This is a genomic window from Microbacterium proteolyticum (genome assembly GCF_014192415.1).
GTDB lineage: Bacteria > Actinomycetota > Actinomycetes > Actinomycetales > Microbacteriaceae > Microbacterium > Microbacterium proteolyticum.
Window position 1 is genome coordinate 792,987 of the sequence record NZ_JACHXY010000001.1, and the last position, 15,071, is coordinate 808,057.

Genomic DNA, 15,071 nt, shown 5'->3' on the forward strand with positions numbered 1-15,071 from the left:
GCCTTAACGGCGACGGCCCTTCTTGTCGTCCTTCACGTGGCCGCGGAAGGTGCGGGTGGGCGAGAACTCGCCCAGCTTGTGGCCGACCATGGTCTCGGTCACGAACACGGGGATGTGCTTGCGACCGTCGTGCACGGCGATGGTGTGTCCCAGCATGGCGGGGATGATCATCGAACGGCGCGACCAGGTCTTGATGACGTTCTTCGAACCGGCTTCGTTCTGCGAGACGACCTTGCGAAGCAGGTGCTCGTCGACGAAGGGGCCCTTCTTAAGGCTGCGAGGCATCTTCCTCTACTCCTACTTGCGCTTCTTGCCGGCGGTGCGACGGCGGACGATGAGCTTGTCGCTCTCCTTGTTCGCGTGGCGGGTGCGGCCTTCGGCCTTACCCCACGGCGACACAGGGTGACGACCACCGGAGGTCTTACCCTCACCACCACCGTGCGGGTGGTCGACCGGGTTCATGGCGACGCCACGCACGGTCGGGCGGACGCCCTTCCAACGCATACGGCCGGCCTTGCCCCAGTTGATGTTCGACTGCTCGGCGTTGCCGACCTCGCCGATCGTGGCGCGGCAGCGCACGTCGACGTTGCGGATCTCGCCGGAGGGCAGACGCAGCTGCGCGTACGGGCCGTCCTTGGCGACCAGACGCACAGATGCGCCGGCCGAACGGGCCATCTTCGCGCCGCCACCGGGACGCAACTCGATCGCGTGGATGACGGTACCGGTGGGGATGTTGCGCAGCGGCAGGTTGTTGCCCGGCTTGATGTCGGCGCCGGCACCCGACTCGACGACGTCGCCCTGCGACAGCTTCGCGGGAGCGAGGATGTAGCGCTTCTCGCCGTCGGCGTAGTGCAGCAGCGCGATGCGCGCGGTGCGGTTGGGGTCGTACTCGATGTGGGCGACCTTGGCGTCGATGCCGTCCTTGTCGTTACGACGGAAGTCGATCAGACGGTACTGACGCTTGTGACCGCCACCGATGTGACGCGTGGTGATGCGACCCTGGTTGTTGCGGCCACCGGTCTTCGACAGCGGGCGCAGCAGCGACTTCTCGGGCGTCGATCGGGTGATCTCGGCGAAGTCGGCCACCGACGAGCCGCGGCGACCGGGGGTCGTGGGCTTGTACTTGCGAATAGCCATTGTTCTTGTCCTCTATCCCGACCGTCAGCCGACAGACGTGAAGATGTCGATGGTGCCCGACTTCAGCGAGACGATGGCGCGCTTGGTGTCCTTGCGCTTGCCGATGCCGAAGCGGGTGCGACGGGCCTTGCCCACGCGGTTGATCGTGTTGACCGAAGCCACCTTGACGCTGAAGATCTTCTCGATCGCGAGCTTGATCTCGGTCTTCGAGGCGCGGGGGTCCACCAGGAAGGTGTACTTGCCCTCGTCGATGAGCGAGTAGCTCTTCTCGGAGACGACCGGCTTCAGGATGATGTCGCGCGGGTCCTTGTTGACGGTGGTCATGCCGAGACCTCCTCGGTGGGCGCGGCCTTCGACGCGACGAACGTGTCGTAGGCGGCCTTGGTGAAGACGAGGTCGTCGGAGACGATCACGTCGTAGGTGTTCAGCTGGCCGACGGTCAGCACGTGGACGTACGCGAGGTTGCGCACGCTCTTGATCGTCAGCTCGTCGTCGCGGTCGATGACCACGAGGACGTTCTTGACGGCACCGAGAGCCTTCAGCGCGGCGGCAGCGGCCTTGGTCGAAGGCGCACCCTCGATGGCGAAGCTGTCGACGATGTGCAGACGCTGCCCACGAGCACGGTCGCTCAGCGCGCCCAGGAGGGCGGCGGCGATCATCTTCTTGGGGGTGCGCTGGCTGTAGTCGCGGGGCTTGGGCCCGTGGACGATGCCACCACCGGTCATGTGCGGCGCGCGGATCGAGCCCTGACGGGCGTTACCGGTGCCCTTCTGCTTGAAGGGCTTGCGGCCGGCACCCGAGACCTCGCCACGACGCTTGGTCGAGTGCGTGCCCTGGCGAGCCGCGGCGCGCTGCGCCACGACGACCTGGTGGATGAGGGGGATGTTCGTCTTGACGTCGAAGAGCGCGGCGGGCAGCTCGACGGAGCCTGCCTTGTTGCCGTCGGCCTTCACGACGTCGAGCGCGAGAGTCGAGTCAGCCATGTTCAGGCACCCTTCACTGCGTTGCGGACGTAGACGATGCGGCCACGGGCACCGGGGACGGCGCCCTTGACGAGCATGAGTCCCTTCTCGGCGTCGACGGCGTGCACCGTGAGGTTGAGGACGGTCACGCGCTCGCCACCCATACGGCCGGCCATGCGCATGCCCTTGAAGACGCGGCTCGGGGTCGACGAGGCGCCGATCGAACCGGGCTTGCGGTGGTTGCGGTGCGAACCGTGCGAAGCGGAGACACCCTTGAAGTTGTGACGCTTCATGACACCGGCGGTGCCCTTGCCCTTGCTGGTGCCGACGACGTCGACCAGCTGGCCGGCTTCGAAGAGGCCGTCGACGGTGAGCTCCTGGCCCAGCGCGTAGTCGGCGGCATCCGCGGTGCGAACCTCGGTGAGGTGGCGGCGCGGGGTGACACCGGCGGCGTCGAAGTGAGCCGTCAGGGGCTTGTTCACCTTGCGGGGGTCGATCTGGCCGTAGCCGATCTGAACGGCGTTGTAGCCGTCCTTCTCGAGCGAGCGCAGCTGGGTCACGACGTTCGGAGCGACCTCGATGACGGTGACGGGAACGAGCTTGCCGTTCTCGTCCCACACCTGGGTCATGCCGAGCTTGGTGCCGAGGAGGCCCTTGGAGATCTTGGAGTTGATGTCAGCCATGTCGAACCTCAGAGCTTGATCTCGATGTTGACATCGGCCGGGAGGTCGAGACGCATCAGCGAGTCGACGGCCTTGGGCGTCGGGTCGATGATGTCGATGAGGCGCTTGTGGGTGCGCATCTCGAAGTGCTCGCGGCTGTCCTTGTACTTGTGGGGCGACCGGATGACGCACACGACGTTCTTCTCGGTCGGAAGGGGAACCGGGCCCACCACGGTGGCGCCGGCGCGGGTCACGGTGTCGACGATCTTGCGCGCCGACGAGTCCAGCCCGGCGTGGTCGTACGACTTCAGGCGAATGCGGATCTTCTGTCCCGCCATTGTCTGCTCTCTCTCTTTCTCGCGTCTTACCCGACCTGGGGCATTGGACGCACGGTGGTGCTGACGCACCCTGGCACTTCCCCTCGCTCGCGCGAGAGATGCTGCACCGCTGTTCAGCTGTCAAACCGGACGCTTTGGCATCCGGCCCGCCCGTCGCACGCACGCGTGCGAATCCCGTTGGGGATGAGGGGGTTCGGTGTGTGTTCTGCTGCCCGCGGCCCAGGACCCTGCGCTGACGCGCCGCCTGTGCACTGCCGAGACAGTGATCCTGGCGCACGCCGAGCGCGCACCGGAATGTGGAACTGGACTAGTCTACGGACCCGTCGGGCGTGTCGCAAACCCGGGCGTGTCGCGTGCGGCGTTTCCCCAGAATCCGGAGCGGGAAACAGCGACGGCGCCCCTCCCCTACGGGAACGGCGCCGTCGTCGATCGGGCTCAGGCGTTGCCGATGTTCTTGTCGACGTTGGCCCGCACCTCGTCGACCTTGGCATGCTGCTCGGCCGGCACGACCTTCTTGATCGCTTCCGCCGCGCCGTCGAGCACCTTGTCGCTGACCTCTTCGGCCTTCTCGCTCTTGAGCGCCTCTTCGATCTTGCCGCGGTTGTCGTCGAGGAGCTTCTTGCCCTTCGCGATGATGTCGTCCACGCCGCTCATTACGTCTCCCTCGTGACCGGATCGACCAACGCGCCGACCTCCCGTTCATTGTGGAGTGCGCACGACCACCAGCGGAAGCCCCGCGATTCCGATGTCGTCCGGGAACGACAAAGGCCGGGCCCGAAGGCCCGGCCTGTGCCGAGTGAAGTCGCTGAGACTTACTTGACGATCTTCGTGACCGTGCCGGCGCCGACGGTGCGGCCACCCTCACGGATCGCGTAGCCGAGGCCCTCTTCCATGGCGATCGGCTGGATGAGCTCGACCGACATTTCGGTGGTGTCACCGGGCATGACCATCTCGGTGCCCTCGGGCAGCGTGATGACGCCGGTCACGTCGGTGGTACGGAAGTAGAACTGCGGGCGGTAGTTCGTGAAGAACGGGTTGTGGCGGCCGCCCTCTTCCTTGGACAGGATGTACGCCGTGCCCTCGAAGTTGGTGTGCGGGGTGACCGAACCGGGCTTCACGACGACCTGGCCGCGCTCGACGTCGTCACGCTTGGTGCCGCGCAGGAGCAGACCACAGTTCTCGCCGGCCCAGGCCTCGTCGAGCTGCTTGTGGAACATCTCGATACCGGTGACCGTGGTCTTCTGCGTCGGGCGGATGCCGACGATCTCGACCTCGGAGTTGATGCCGAGGGTACCGCGCTCGGCGCGGCCCGTGACGACCGTGCCACGGCCGGTGATGGTGAAGACGTCCTCGATGGGCATGAGGAACGGCTTGTCCTTGTCACGCACCGGGTCGGGGATCGACTCGTCGACGGCTTCCATGAGCTCGACGATGGCGTTGACCCACTGCTCGTCGCCCTCGAGAGCCTTGAGGCCCGAGACGCGCACGACGGGGGCGTTGTCGCCATCGAAGTCCTGCGACGAAAGCAGCTCGCGAACCTCGAGCTCGACGAGCTCCAGGATCTCCTCGTCGTCGACCATGTCGCTCTTGTTCAGCGCGACGAGCAGGTAGGGCACGCCGACCTGCTTGGCGAGCAGAACGTGCTCACGGGTCTGAGCCATCGGGCCGTCGGTGGCGGCGACCACGAGGATCGCGCCGTCCATCTGAGCGGCACCGGTGATCATGTTCTTGATGTAGTCGGCGTGGCCGGGCGCGTCGACGTGCGCGTAGTGACGCTTGGGGGTCTCGTACTCGACGTGCGAGATGTTGATCGTGATACCACGCTGACGCTCTTCGGGCGCCGAGTCGATCGACGCGAAGTCACGCTGAACGTTGGTGGCCGACGGGAACTTGTCGGCGAGCACCTTCGAGATGGCAGCGGTGAGCGTGGTCTTGCCGTGGTCGACGTGACCGATCGTTCCGATGTTCACGTGCGGCTTGGTCCGCTCGAACTTGGCCTTAGCCACTGGGTCCTCCTCAGGACGTTGGTTGCGAGGTCTCGGGCACTGGATTGCGACCGGTTCTTCGCGGGGATGGTTCTCAGATTACTAGAGAGTCGGTATTCAGTTTGAGTGGATGCCGGGAACCGAGCGGAAACCCGAGTTCCCGGCATCCATGAGAGCGGTGTTACTCGCCCTTGTTCTTCTGGACGATCTCGTCGGCCACGGCGCGAGGAACCTCGGCGTAGCTGTCGAACTCCATGGAGTACACGGCACGGCCCGAGGTCTTCGAGCGCAGGTCACCGATGTAGCCGAACATCTCGGACAGCGGGACGAGCGCCCGCACGACCTTGACACCCTGGGCGTCCTCCATCGACTGGATCTGCCCACGACGGGAGTTCAGGTCGCCGATGACGTCGCCCATGTACTCCTCGGGAGTACGCACCTCGACCGACATGAGCGGCTCGAGGATGACGGGGTTCGCCTTGCGGATCGCTTCCTTGAAGCCCATGGAGCCGGCGATCTTGAACGCCATCTCCGAGGAGTCGACGTCGTGCGAAGCGCCGTCGAGGAGGATCGCCTTGACGCCGACCATGGGGTAGCCGGCGAGCACGCCGACGTTCATGGCGTCCTGGAAGCCCTGGTCGGTGGGTCCGATGTACTCGCGGGGGATACGACCACCGCTGACCTTGTTCTCGAATTCGTAGATCTTGTCGGCCGTGACCTCGAGGGGCTCGAGCGCGAACTGGATCTTGGCGAACTGACCCGAACCACCGGTCTGCTTCTTGTGCGTGTAGTCGTGACGATCGACGGTCTTCTTGATCGTCTCGCGGTACGCGACCTGCGGCTTGCCGACGTTGGCCTCGACCTTGAACTCGCGCTTCATGCGGTCCACGAGGATGTCGAGGTGCAGCTCGCCCATGCCCTTGATGACGGTCTGGCCGGTGTCGTTGTTCTGCTCGACACGGAACGTCGGGTCTTCCTCGGCGAGCTTCTGGATCGCCAGACCCAGCTTCTCCTGGTCGGCCTTGGTCTTGGGCTCGATCGCGACCTCGATGACGGGCTCGGGGAACGTCATCGACTCGAGGACGACCTGGTTCTGCGAGTCGCACAGGGTGTCGCCGGTCGTGGTGTCCTTCAGGCCGATGACCGCGTAGATGTGGCCGGCCGTGACCGAGGGAACCGGGTTCTCCTTGTTGGCGTACATCTGGAAGATCTTCCCGATGCGCTCCTTCTTGGACTTCGTCGAGTTGACGATCTGCGCGCCCGAATCCAGGTGACCGGAGTACACGCGGATGTAGGTGAGACGACCGAAGAAGGGGTGCGTGACGATCTTGAAGGCCAGCGCGGTGAAGGGCTCTTCACGATCGGCGTGCCGCTCGATGATCGTCTCTTCGTTCTTCGGGTCGTGCGCCTCGATGGCCGGCACGTCGAGGGGCGACGGCAGGTAGTCGATGACGGCGTCCAGCATGGGCTGCACACCGCGGTTCTTGAACGCCGAGCCGCAGAGCACGGGGTAGATGTCGGAGTTGACCGTCAGCTTGCGGATCGCGGCCTTGATCTCGGCGACGGTGAGCTCTTCGCCACCGAAGTGCTTCTCGAGAAGCTCCTCATCGGTCTCGGCGACGGTCTCGAGGAGCTCTTCGCGGTACTTCGCGACGACGTCGGCCATGTCGGCCGGGATCTCCTGGATGTCGTACTTGGCACCCATGGTGACATCGCCCTTGGCGTCACCCGCCCAGACCAGAGCGCGCATCTCGACGAGGTCGACGACACCGATGAAGTCGTTCTCGACGCCGATGGGCAGCTGGATGACGAGCGGCTTCGCCTTGAGCTTGTTGATGATGGTGTCGACCGTGAAGTAGAAGTCCGCGCCCAGCTTGTCCATCTTGTTGACGAAGCAGATACGGGGAACGTTGTACTTGTCGGCCTGACGCCAGACGGTCTCGGACTGGGGCTCGACGCCCTCTTTGCCGTCGAAGACGGCCACAGCGCCATCGAGCACACGGAGGGAGCGCTCCACCTCGACGGTGAAGTCGACGTGCCCGGGGGTGTCGATGATGTTGATCTGGTTCTTGTCCCAGAAGCACGTGACAGCAGCGGAGGTGATCGTGATGCCACGCTCCTGCTCCTGCTCCATCCAGTCGGTCGTCGAGGCGCCGTCGTGCGTCTCGCCGATCTTGTGGTTGGTTCCCGTGTAGTACAGGATGCGCTCGGTCGTCGTCGTCTTGCCGGCATCGATGTGCGCCATGATGCCGATGTTGCGGACCTTGGTGAGGTCGGTGAGCACGTCTTGTGCCACGGGATGTCCTTACGTGTGGTGGCGGATGTCGTGGGATCTTCGACGGGCTCGCGGGCCGGGTCGGCCGCCCGAGCCCGTCGAAGAGGGAGCTGTTACCAGCGGTAGTGCGCGAAGGCGCGGTTCGACTCGGCCATCTTGTGGGTGTCTTCGCGGCGCTTGACCGCGGCACCGAGGCCGTTCGAGGCGTCGAGGATCTCGTTCTGCAGACGCTCGGTCATCGTCTTCTCACGACGACCCTTCGCGTAGCTCACGAGCCAGCGCAGCGCGAGGGTGTTCGCGCGGTGCGGCTTGACCTCGACGGGAACCTGGTAGGTCGAGCCACCGACGCGGCGGCTCTTGACCTCGAGGGTGGGACGGACGTTGTCGAGCGCCTTCTTCAGCGTGGCGACGGCGTCCTGGCTGTTCTTCGCCTCGACACCCTTGAGGGCGGTGTAGACGATCGACTCTGCGATCGACTTCTTACCGTCGACGAGGATCTTGTTGACCAGCTGGCTGACGATCGGAGCACCGTAGACCGGGTCGTTGACGACCGGGCGCTTGGTGACGGGACCTTTACGAGGCATCTGGGTCAGCCCTTCTTCGCGCCGTAGCGGCTACGAGCCTGCTTACGGTTCTTGACAGCCTGGGTGTCGAGCGCACCGCGGACGATCTTGTAACGGACACCGGGGAGGTCCTTGACGCGACCACCGCGGACGAGCACGAGCGAGTGCTCCTGCAGGTTGTGGCCCTCGCCGGGGATGTAGGCGGTGACCTCGGTGCCGTTGCGCAGCTTCACACGAGCGACCTTGCGCATCGCCGAGTTCGGCTTCTTGGGGGTCGTCGTGTACACGCGGGTGCACACGCCGGCCTGCTGGGGGTTCGACTTCAGCGCGGGAGCCTTGGTCTTCGAGACCTTCGGCGAGCGGCCCTTGCGAACCAACTGCTGAATGGTTGGCACGTTCTCTCCTTGATTGGCTGGGGAGTACCTCTCGGTCCCACCCAGGTGCTGCACGGTGACAGCGTCGTGTCTCCCCCGGCATGTCGCTCATCTTTCGATTCATGACGTGTCGGGCTCACGTGTGATCCACCCCGCGACAGAATGATCTGGCGCGATTCGTGGTGGATATGCCGTGGGGGCGACCTGTTCGCAGGTCGATCCCTGAGATGGTGCGAGCGTTGATCCGCGTGACACGCCCGAGGGCATGGCGCACGGCGCGCGTGAACGCACACCCACTCAATGATACGCGTTCTCCTGGGGTGCGGCAAACATTCGCGAGAGCGGTCACCCCAGGAGGTGTCGGATGCCGTCACCTACCCGAGCAGGAGCGCGACGCCGAGCGCTGCGAGCACGACGACGACGATGATCGCGGCTGTCAACACGACGAGACGCGCCCGGCCCGGCGACCGCCGGGGGTGGACGACCGCGGCGTCGCCCGACCGGGCCGTGCCGACGGTGGAGGCCCGCGCGACCCTCGCGGGCTCGTCGACGCGCGGTGCGTAGGACTCACGGTGCAGCGCGACCGGTGATCGGGCCTGGCGCTCCCCCGGCGGTTCGCCGTCGGCGACGGGGACGGGCCTCCGGATGCCACGGGGGCGGGCGTCGGCCTCGGTGTCGGCGACGGATGCCGAGAGACGCTGCTCGACACCCGCGCGGGGGACCGTCGAGGTGTCGACGACGGACGCGGAGAGACTGTCGTCGATCGCGGCGGGGATCGTCGGCGTGTCCCCCGGCAGCGACCGTCCCGACCCTGCCGGTGGTCTCCGCGAGCGCGACGGCGCCGTGTCAGCGTCGGGCCACGACGGCGGCGCGACGTCGTCGAGCGAGGACGGCGCCGTGTCAACATCGGGAGACGGCGGCGAGGACGGCGCCGTGTCGACATCGGGAGACGGCGGCGAGGACGACGCGGTCTCGTCGCGCTCGGCTTCGCGCGACGACGCGGTGTCCCCGCCGGGCGTGGTCCGGCGTATGCCGACCGTGTCGTCTTCGTTCCCGTCGGGCCCGGGTGCGACCGGCCACGGGCGCAGGCGGCCGGACCAGAGGGTGACGCCGTCGGGGTCGTCGTCGTGCTCGTCGGGATCGTTCACCCGTCGCTCCGCGTCAACCGCACCTCCGCGTCGCCGAGGAAGAACCGTTCTCCGGCCTCGATCTCCTCCCCCGGCGGCGCTTCGACCTCGGTGCCCATGAGCGTGGCGAACAACACGCCGTTCGTGGAATCGAGGTCGGTGACGTACCAGACCTCGCCGCGCAGCTGAAGGCGCGCGTGCGTCTTGGAGACCGTCCGCGTCTCATCCGAGATTGCGACGAGCTGCGCGTCCGGGTGCTCGGTATCCGGTCCCGGCCGTCGCCCGAGGATGACGACTCCCGACGTCAGCGCCACCGGAGCACCCGCGGGGGGCACCAGCATCCACGGAATGCGCTTGCGACGCGTCACGACGGTGTGATCGAGCGCATCGACATCATCGTCGTCGATGGTGGGCAGTTCGGACTGCGTGAACAGGGTCGAGACCGACGTGCGCGCGGACCGGGGGGACCCCGCCTCCGGCAGCTCGGCGACGGCCGACACCGCCTCGGACAGCTCGGGGAACTCCTCACCGGGCGCGACGACCGACGGGCGCGAAGCCGCCACGGGCTCGGGCGAGGGACGCGTGAGGGGGACGTCGGCGATCGGTACCGCGGGCTCGCCGGCAGATCGCTGCGATCGCCGAGATGGGCTGACCCACGGGGCGACGGGCGGCTCTGCATCCGCGCCCGCCCCCTCGCGGTCGTCGGGCTGACCGCGCCTCGGGGAGGCGGGGGGTTCGTCGCCCTCGGCCGCTCCGTCGACGGTCGAACCGGCCGCGGGAGTGCGGGGCGACCCCTCCGGGGCGGGGGGCGTCTCCTCGATGCGAGCGGCCGACATGCCCTGGAGCGCATCCACCGCGAGACCGCGGCGGGGACCGCCCGAGCCACGACGGGGGTCGTGACGCAGCGCGTCGAGAACCTCCGACACCGACGTGTCGGGCACGGCGCCGGATCGTCCGAGACGCGCATCGTCGTCGATGCCTTCGCGATCGGCGGAGACCGCAGGCGCCCGATCAACCGGGGGCGACCAGTCGGCGGGCGAGGGAACCGCATCGGCCAGCGACACCGAGGGCGCGGCGAACGGCATCACCACCGGTTCGGAGAGGGGGACGGATGGCGCTCCGCCGCGCTCGGACCCGGGCGGCTCCGTCACGCCCGCATCATCCGGGGTCCAGCGGCTCCGCGCCGAACTCGGCGCCTTCGTCGCGCCATCGGCGTCCGGAGTCCACCGGCTCCGCGCGGACCCCGGCGCGTCCGATGCGCCCTCGGCATCGGGGGTCCATCCGCCCACGAGCGGGACGTAAGCCGGAGCATCGTCGCTACCACGCCGGAACGGCCCGGAGCGCTCCTCGACACGACCGGCACCCTCGTGGCCCGACCACCGCGCCGAGCCCCACCCGAGGATGCTGGCCCAGACGACCGGGAACAGCGCACCCACCACCGTGAGCCCGGCACCGGCGCCGAAGGCCGTCGTGATGCGGTGGACGGCGACGACGAAGACGATGAAGAACGCGATCGCGCCGAAGAGCGGCACGATGTTCAACAGCACGAGCCACGGCGAGAAGTCACCCCGCTGGAGCACGGTCGCGACATTCAGCACCGGCACCCAGGCCTTCCACGCCGGCTCGTGCATCTTGCGGAACATCGCCGCCAGGGCGAGGGCGAACCAGACGTACAGCACGACGACGAGCGCGAGCGACGTCACCCCGAGAACCACCATCGTCGAATCGGTCATGTCGTGTCGCGCTCCACCTGGACGGTGGAACGCTTCCCCCTCTCGTCGCGGTGCGGCGGCCTCCGCCGCCGACGGCCTGGGGCGAGGAACCCCAGGAACGATCTCAACGATACGGCCGAGCGCACCCGCTGCCACGTGCTCTGGCGGCTGCGCAGGGCGCGCCGTTCCTCATCGACGATGCGCCAGAAGGCCGCAGCGTCGTCAGCGGTCACCGCACCCTGCGAGAACACCGCCCGATCCGCGTCGTCGGCCAGACGGATCCCGCCGGGGGTCGCCAGCCCCTCGGCGACCTCGCGACGGGTCGGCGCGCGGGGCAGGGTGCGTCGGGAATCCAGGGCGGAGTCGACGTATTCGTCCCAGCCGCCGACGATGGCCGAGCGCGGGTCGGGGTCGAGCCGACGGCCGCGCCGGCGCAGCAGCTTGGCGACGATGACCGTCAGGAACGGCCCGAACACGATGAGGAGCAGGAGCATCACGATGCCGCCGACCCGCACGAGCGCCCACAGCCAGGCGAGATCGACACCGTCGTCGGCGCGCTCGTCGTCATCGAGAGCATCGTCTTCCTGCACCGGCTCCGGCGGGACGACCTCTTCGACGGTGTCCGGCCGGACCTCGGTGACGTTCTCCGGGTCCTGCTGCTGGGTGACCTCCAGGCTCGGCGACTTCTCCCACTGCGGCGTCACGTCCACCGGCGTCCAGCGACCGTCGGAGCCCTGCACCTCGGTCCACGCGCTGACATCGCGTGCCCGGCACTCCCCCGCGTCGCAGGTCGAGAGTGAGGTGTCGGTCGAGCTCAAGCGCGCCCCCACCACGACGCGGGCGGGGAATCCCAGTTCGTGGGCGATGAGCGCCGTCGCGACCGAGAACTGCTCGTCATCGCCGACCGCGGCCACGAAGTTGTCGGACGCAGCGGCGCGCGGATCGTCCTCACGCTCCAGCAGCCGCTCGAACATGCGGTCGATACGGGCGACCGAGTGGCCCGAGGCACTCGGCTGGAGTCGGTAGCCCGGCAGGTCCTGCGTCCAGTTCGGCGGTGCGGATCCCTCGAGGGCGAGGCTGTGGCTGAGATAGCCGCGCTCGCGGAGCAGCTGCACGAGCCCCTGCAGCGCCGCCCCTCCCGACCCCGAGGCGTTCTGCTCCACCCACCGGCGCAGGTTGTCACCGCCGGCCGTCCCGGCGGTGACACCGGGGGGCGAGAGCGACGCGAGGTCGGCGCCCTCGGGCTCCACGGCGTCGAGGCGGTACCGGTCGCCCGAGCGCAAGCCGCCGTCGGCGATCTGCACGCCGGCCTGCTCATCGGCGCTGTAGTAGAACCGATCGGCGAGCAGCGTGCGACGCTCGCCGTCGAACGTCGCCTCCGACAGACGCCCGGCCGTCGGCATCCACAACCCATCGAGGTCCACGATCTCGACATCGGCGTCGACCGCACGGCCCTCGCCGGCGTCGCGGGACGACGGCAGTCGGACGAAGCCTCCCCCCGAATCGCCGGACGCGCGGAAGATCTCGCCGTCGTACGCATCGAGCGTGGCGATGCGGATGCGCTCGGGAAGCCGGGCGGCATCCGCGTCGCCGGGGCTCGACACGCGGAACAGCACGTCGTCGGAGCGGGCGTCCGAGAACAGGGCGCGGTAGGCGGCGAGCGGACTCACCGCCTCGGCGATCTGGCGCTCGGGTCCGGTCACCGACCGGAGGACGCGGCGGTCCGCATCGCGCGCCGCCCAGGGGACGACGGCCACGGTCACGACCACCGCGACGACGAGCATGGCGACGCCGAGAGCTGCTCGTCGGCGGTCGGCGAGAGACGGCCCCCGCCCGACGTTCACGGCGGACCGGGCGCTCGCCCGCGACAGTGCGCGGACACGCTCCTCGCGGGCGCGCCAGGCCAGCCACAGCACCGCGGCGAGGAGTGCTCCGAGCCCGACCGCCGTCTCGACCGGCGCGGCGACCTCGACCGGTCCGATCGACAGCGCAGCACTCGTCGCACTGCGGCCGAAGAACAGCCCGAACCCGGTCATGGCCGAGCCCGCAACCACGGCGGCGAGTGCTCGACGGTCGGAGCGGACCGAGAGCGCGAGCGTCACGGCCGTGCCCACGAGGAAGACGACGAGCGCCGGGACGAGCAGGTTGCGGTAGGCCCCGACCGGCAGGTCGACGGTGACGAGGTCTTTCCACGCGACGACGACGCCGGCGAAGGCCTCGCCGAGGCCCCTGATCCCCTCGGGGAACGAGGTCATCCGCGACGGCACCGCCAAAGGGACGGCGAGCACGGCGAAAGCCGCCGCGAGCGCGGCCGCGAGCGTCCACCCTCCCCCGGCTCGCCGGGAGACGAGGGCGACGACCCCCGCCCCGACGACGGCGGAGACCGCGACGAGCAGGAGGAACGCGCCCGTCGCGTACACCGGCCACGCGGCGACCGCGGCGAGGACGACGCACACCGCCGTGTAGATCGCGCCGGCGGCCACGCGGGGCGTCGCCGACGGATCGCGAGCGCCCGCCGTGGGGCGCGCGTCACGGCGCGCGCTCACGACGCAGCTCCCCGCACCAGCAGCCCTGACAAGTCGTCGAGCGTACCGATGGTCAGCACCGTGAGGCCCGCCACGCTCCGCATGCGCGGGTGCGCGCGTTCGTCGCAAATCACGGCCGCCACGGCGGTGTCGACGGGAAAAGCCAGGGCCGCGTGCCGCAGGCGCGCCAGAGGCACGGCCGAGCCCACGACGACGAACGCGATCGACAGGCGTTCGCCGGCCTCGGATGCCAGGCGGCAGACGTCTTCCACGGGCATGGTGTTGTCGTGCCGATCGAGGCCGCTGAAGCCGTCGAGCATCGCCCGCGGCGACGCCACCGGAAGGCGACGGATCGCGCGGAGACGCCCCTTCACCACGCGGGGGATCTCGGAACCGGTGACGACGTCGACGTCGCGGGCATCGCGAACGGCGCGAAGGCTCAGAGAAGCGGCCGCAGAGACGGCGAGCTCGTACTCATCGGCATCCGCGTACTCCGGCGTCGCCGCGGCGAGCACGACCGCCATGCGGGAGCGACGGGACTCCTCGTACTGGCGGACCATGAGGCGCCCGGTCTTGGCGGTCGATTTCCAGTGCACCTGACGGCGCGCGTCTCCGGGGACGTACTCGCGGATGGCGTGGAAGGACATGTCGGCATCGACGAGGCGCCGCGTCGCGCTCCCCTCGAGGTCGCGGATCAACCCGGCGCTGGTGGAGGGAAGGCCGACGGTGCGCGGGTGCACGAAGAGGTCGTGCACGTCACGGAAGGCGTGCTCGCGCCGCAACAGCCCCACCGGGTCGCTCCGCACGGTCGTCACCGGACCGATCCGGACGACGCCGCGGGGCAGCGGAGGGATCTGCAGCGGCTCCGTCGTCGCATGTCCCGGACGCAGGAAGGGCACGCCGAACTCGACGAGCCCGCGCCCCACCGGGATGTCGAGTCGTCCGGGGAGAGCGGCGCGCGCACCGTCGTTGCGCACCACAATCCGGCCCGTCACCCCATGGCCGGCGACCACGCGCTCGTGTTCCAGCGTGAGGTCGACGTCGTAGGCGCGGGCACCGAAGAGGAACGGCACGCTCATCAACAGCAGCAGGAACGCGGCAGCTCCCGCGACCATCCACTCGACCCATCCGAACAGAATGCCGAGGACGAGACCGATCGTGGCGGCGGCGACCACGACGGCGCCGGCCGGGCGCACCGTTCGACCGGCCCACCGCGCGGTCATCACGACGGAATCGGTGAGGGCCCTCCACAGCTCCGTCGCCCGCACCACGGCGCGCACGATCCGGCGCTGACGGCGGACCGACGTCGACGTGACCGACGTGCGCGAGCCGGTCCGCAGCGTGCCGGCGGACGTTCGCGTCAGGCGCGACTCGGTGAGACCGGCATCGGGCATGCGTCACCTCCCGTCGC

General features: G+C 68.5%; 15 protein-coding genes. All 15 read right to left on the bottom strand.

Translation table 11 applies throughout. The features are described 5' to 3' along the window. Positions 1–3 precede the first annotated feature (3 nt). The 15 genes from rpsS to FHS07_RS03815 all read right to left on the bottom strand — a co-directional run bounded on the left by rpsS (position 4) and on the right by FHS07_RS03815 (position 15,054). Positions 4–285, bottom strand: coding sequence for a 30S ribosomal protein S19 (gene rpsS / locus FHS07_RS03745; protein WP_013584011.1), 282 nt, complete (start codon positions 283–285; stop codon positions 4–6). A gap of 12 nt (positions 286–297) precedes the next feature. Next, positions 298–1,137 (bottom strand): 50S ribosomal protein L2, encoded by an 840-nt coding sequence (rplB, locus tag FHS07_RS03750; protein WP_013584012.1) that lies wholly within the window; start codon positions 1,135–1,137, stop codon positions 298–300. A gap of 24 nt (positions 1,138–1,161) precedes the next feature. Continuing rightward, a complete protein-coding gene (gene rplW / locus FHS07_RS03755; RefSeq protein ID WP_055959332.1) occupies positions 1,162–1,461 on the bottom strand; it encodes a 50S ribosomal protein L23 in 300 nt (99 codons plus the stop codon). Continuing rightward, positions 1,458–2,120, bottom strand: coding sequence for a 50S ribosomal protein L4 (rplD, locus tag FHS07_RS03760; protein WP_183418535.1), 663 nt, complete (start codon positions 2,118–2,120; stop codon positions 1,458–1,460). Before rplD ends, rplW begins: the two co-directional genes overlap by 4 nt. A 2-nt stretch (positions 2,121–2,122) precedes the next feature. Beyond that, on the bottom strand, positions 2,123–2,782 hold the full coding sequence (rplC, locus tag FHS07_RS03765) for a 50S ribosomal protein L3 (RefSeq protein WP_055959336.1): 660 nt from the start codon (positions 2,780–2,782) through the stop codon (positions 2,123–2,125). 8 nt (positions 2,783–2,790) lie between these two features. Continuing rightward, entirely contained in the window at positions 2,791–3,099 is a 309-nt protein-coding gene (rpsJ, locus tag FHS07_RS03770; RefSeq protein ID WP_013584016.1) for a 30S ribosomal protein S10, read from the bottom strand. Between the two features lie 435 nt (positions 3,100–3,534). Next, positions 3,535–3,753 (bottom strand): hypothetical protein, encoded by a 219-nt coding sequence (locus FHS07_RS03775; RefSeq protein WP_183418536.1) that lies wholly within the window; start codon positions 3,751–3,753, stop codon positions 3,535–3,537. A 158-nt stretch (positions 3,754–3,911) separates the two neighbouring features. Continuing rightward, positions 3,912–5,105 (bottom strand): elongation factor Tu, encoded by a 1,194-nt coding sequence (tuf, locus tag FHS07_RS03780; RefSeq protein ID WP_055959340.1) that lies wholly within the window; start codon positions 5,103–5,105, stop codon positions 3,912–3,914. A 160-nt stretch (positions 5,106–5,265) separates the two neighbouring features. After that, positions 5,266–7,380, bottom strand: coding sequence for an elongation factor G (fusA, locus tag FHS07_RS03785; protein ID WP_183418537.1), 2,115 nt, complete (start codon positions 7,378–7,380; stop codon positions 5,266–5,268). Positions 7,381–7,472: 92 nt separating this feature from the next. Further along, positions 7,473–7,943: a 30S ribosomal protein S7 gene (gene rpsG, locus FHS07_RS03790; RefSeq protein ID WP_055833595.1), complete on the bottom strand. Its 471-nt coding sequence runs from the start codon at positions 7,941–7,943 to the stop codon at positions 7,473–7,475. Between the two features lie 5 nt (positions 7,944–7,948). Next, complete coding sequence (gene rpsL, locus FHS07_RS03795; protein ID WP_013584051.1) at positions 7,949–8,317, bottom strand: 30S ribosomal protein S12; 369 nt, start codon at positions 8,315–8,317, stop codon at positions 7,949–7,951. Positions 8,318–8,670: 353 nt separating this feature from the next. Then, the gene (locus tag FHS07_RS03800; protein ID WP_183418538.1) at positions 8,671–9,444 is read right to left on the bottom strand and encodes a hypothetical protein; all 774 of its coding nucleotides are present in this window, start codon (positions 9,442–9,444) and stop codon (positions 8,671–8,673) included. Then, positions 9,441–11,156: a DUF5684 domain-containing protein gene (locus FHS07_RS03805; RefSeq protein ID WP_183418539.1), complete on the bottom strand. Its 1,716-nt coding sequence runs from the start codon at positions 11,154–11,156 to the stop codon at positions 9,441–9,443. The genes FHS07_RS03800 and FHS07_RS03805 overlap by 4 nt, the downstream gene beginning before the upstream one ends. Beyond that, a complete protein-coding gene (locus FHS07_RS16790; RefSeq protein WP_343054597.1) occupies positions 11,153–13,681 on the bottom strand; it encodes a transglutaminase TgpA family protein in 2,529 nt (842 codons plus the stop codon). The genes FHS07_RS03805 and FHS07_RS16790 overlap by 4 nt, the downstream gene beginning before the upstream one ends. Next, complete coding sequence (locus FHS07_RS03815; protein ID WP_183418540.1) at positions 13,678–15,054, bottom strand: DUF58 domain-containing protein; 1,377 nt, start codon at positions 15,052–15,054, stop codon at positions 13,678–13,680. Before FHS07_RS03815 ends, FHS07_RS16790 begins: the two co-directional genes overlap by 4 nt. Positions 15,055–15,071: the final 17 nt, after the last annotated feature.

What these genes read in the sequence shown, in the direction of transcription:
- rpsS (WP_013584011.1), bottom strand. Translation starts at nt 285, where the DNA reads ATGCCTCGCAGCCTTAAGAAGGGCCCCTTCGTCGACGAGCACCTGCTT.
- rplB (WP_013584012.1), bottom strand. Translation starts at nt 1,137, where the DNA reads ATGGCTATTCGCAAGTACAAGCCCACGACCCCCGGTCGCCGCGGCTCG.
- rplW (WP_055959332.1), bottom strand. Translation starts at nt 1,461, where the DNA reads ATGACCACCGTCAACAAGGACCCGCGCGACATCATCCTGAAGCCGGTC.
- rplD (WP_183418535.1), bottom strand. Translation starts at nt 2,120, where the DNA reads ATGGCTGACTCGACTCTCGCGCTCGACGTCGTGAAGGCCGACGGCAAC.
- rplC (WP_055959336.1), bottom strand. Translation starts at nt 2,782, where the DNA reads ATGGCTGACATCAACTCCAAGATCTCCAAGGGCCTCCTCGGCACCAAG.
- rpsJ (WP_013584016.1), bottom strand. Translation starts at nt 3,099, where the DNA reads ATGGCGGGACAGAAGATCCGCATTCGCCTGAAGTCGTACGACCACGCC.
- FHS07_RS03775 (WP_183418536.1), bottom strand. Translation starts at nt 3,753, where the DNA reads ATGAGCGGCGTGGACGACATCATCGCGAAGGGCAAGAAGCTCCTCGAC.
- rpsG (WP_055833595.1), bottom strand. Translation starts at nt 7,943, where the DNA reads ATGCCTCGTAAAGGTCCCGTCACCAAGCGCCCGGTCGTCAACGACCCG.
- FHS07_RS03805 (WP_183418539.1), bottom strand. Translation starts at nt 11,156, where the DNA reads ATGACCGATTCGACGATGGTGGTTCTCGGGGTGACGTCGCTCGCGCTC.
- FHS07_RS03815 (WP_183418540.1), bottom strand. Translation starts at nt 15,054, where the DNA reads ATGCCCGATGCCGGTCTCACCGAGTCGCGCCTGACGCGAACGTCCGCC.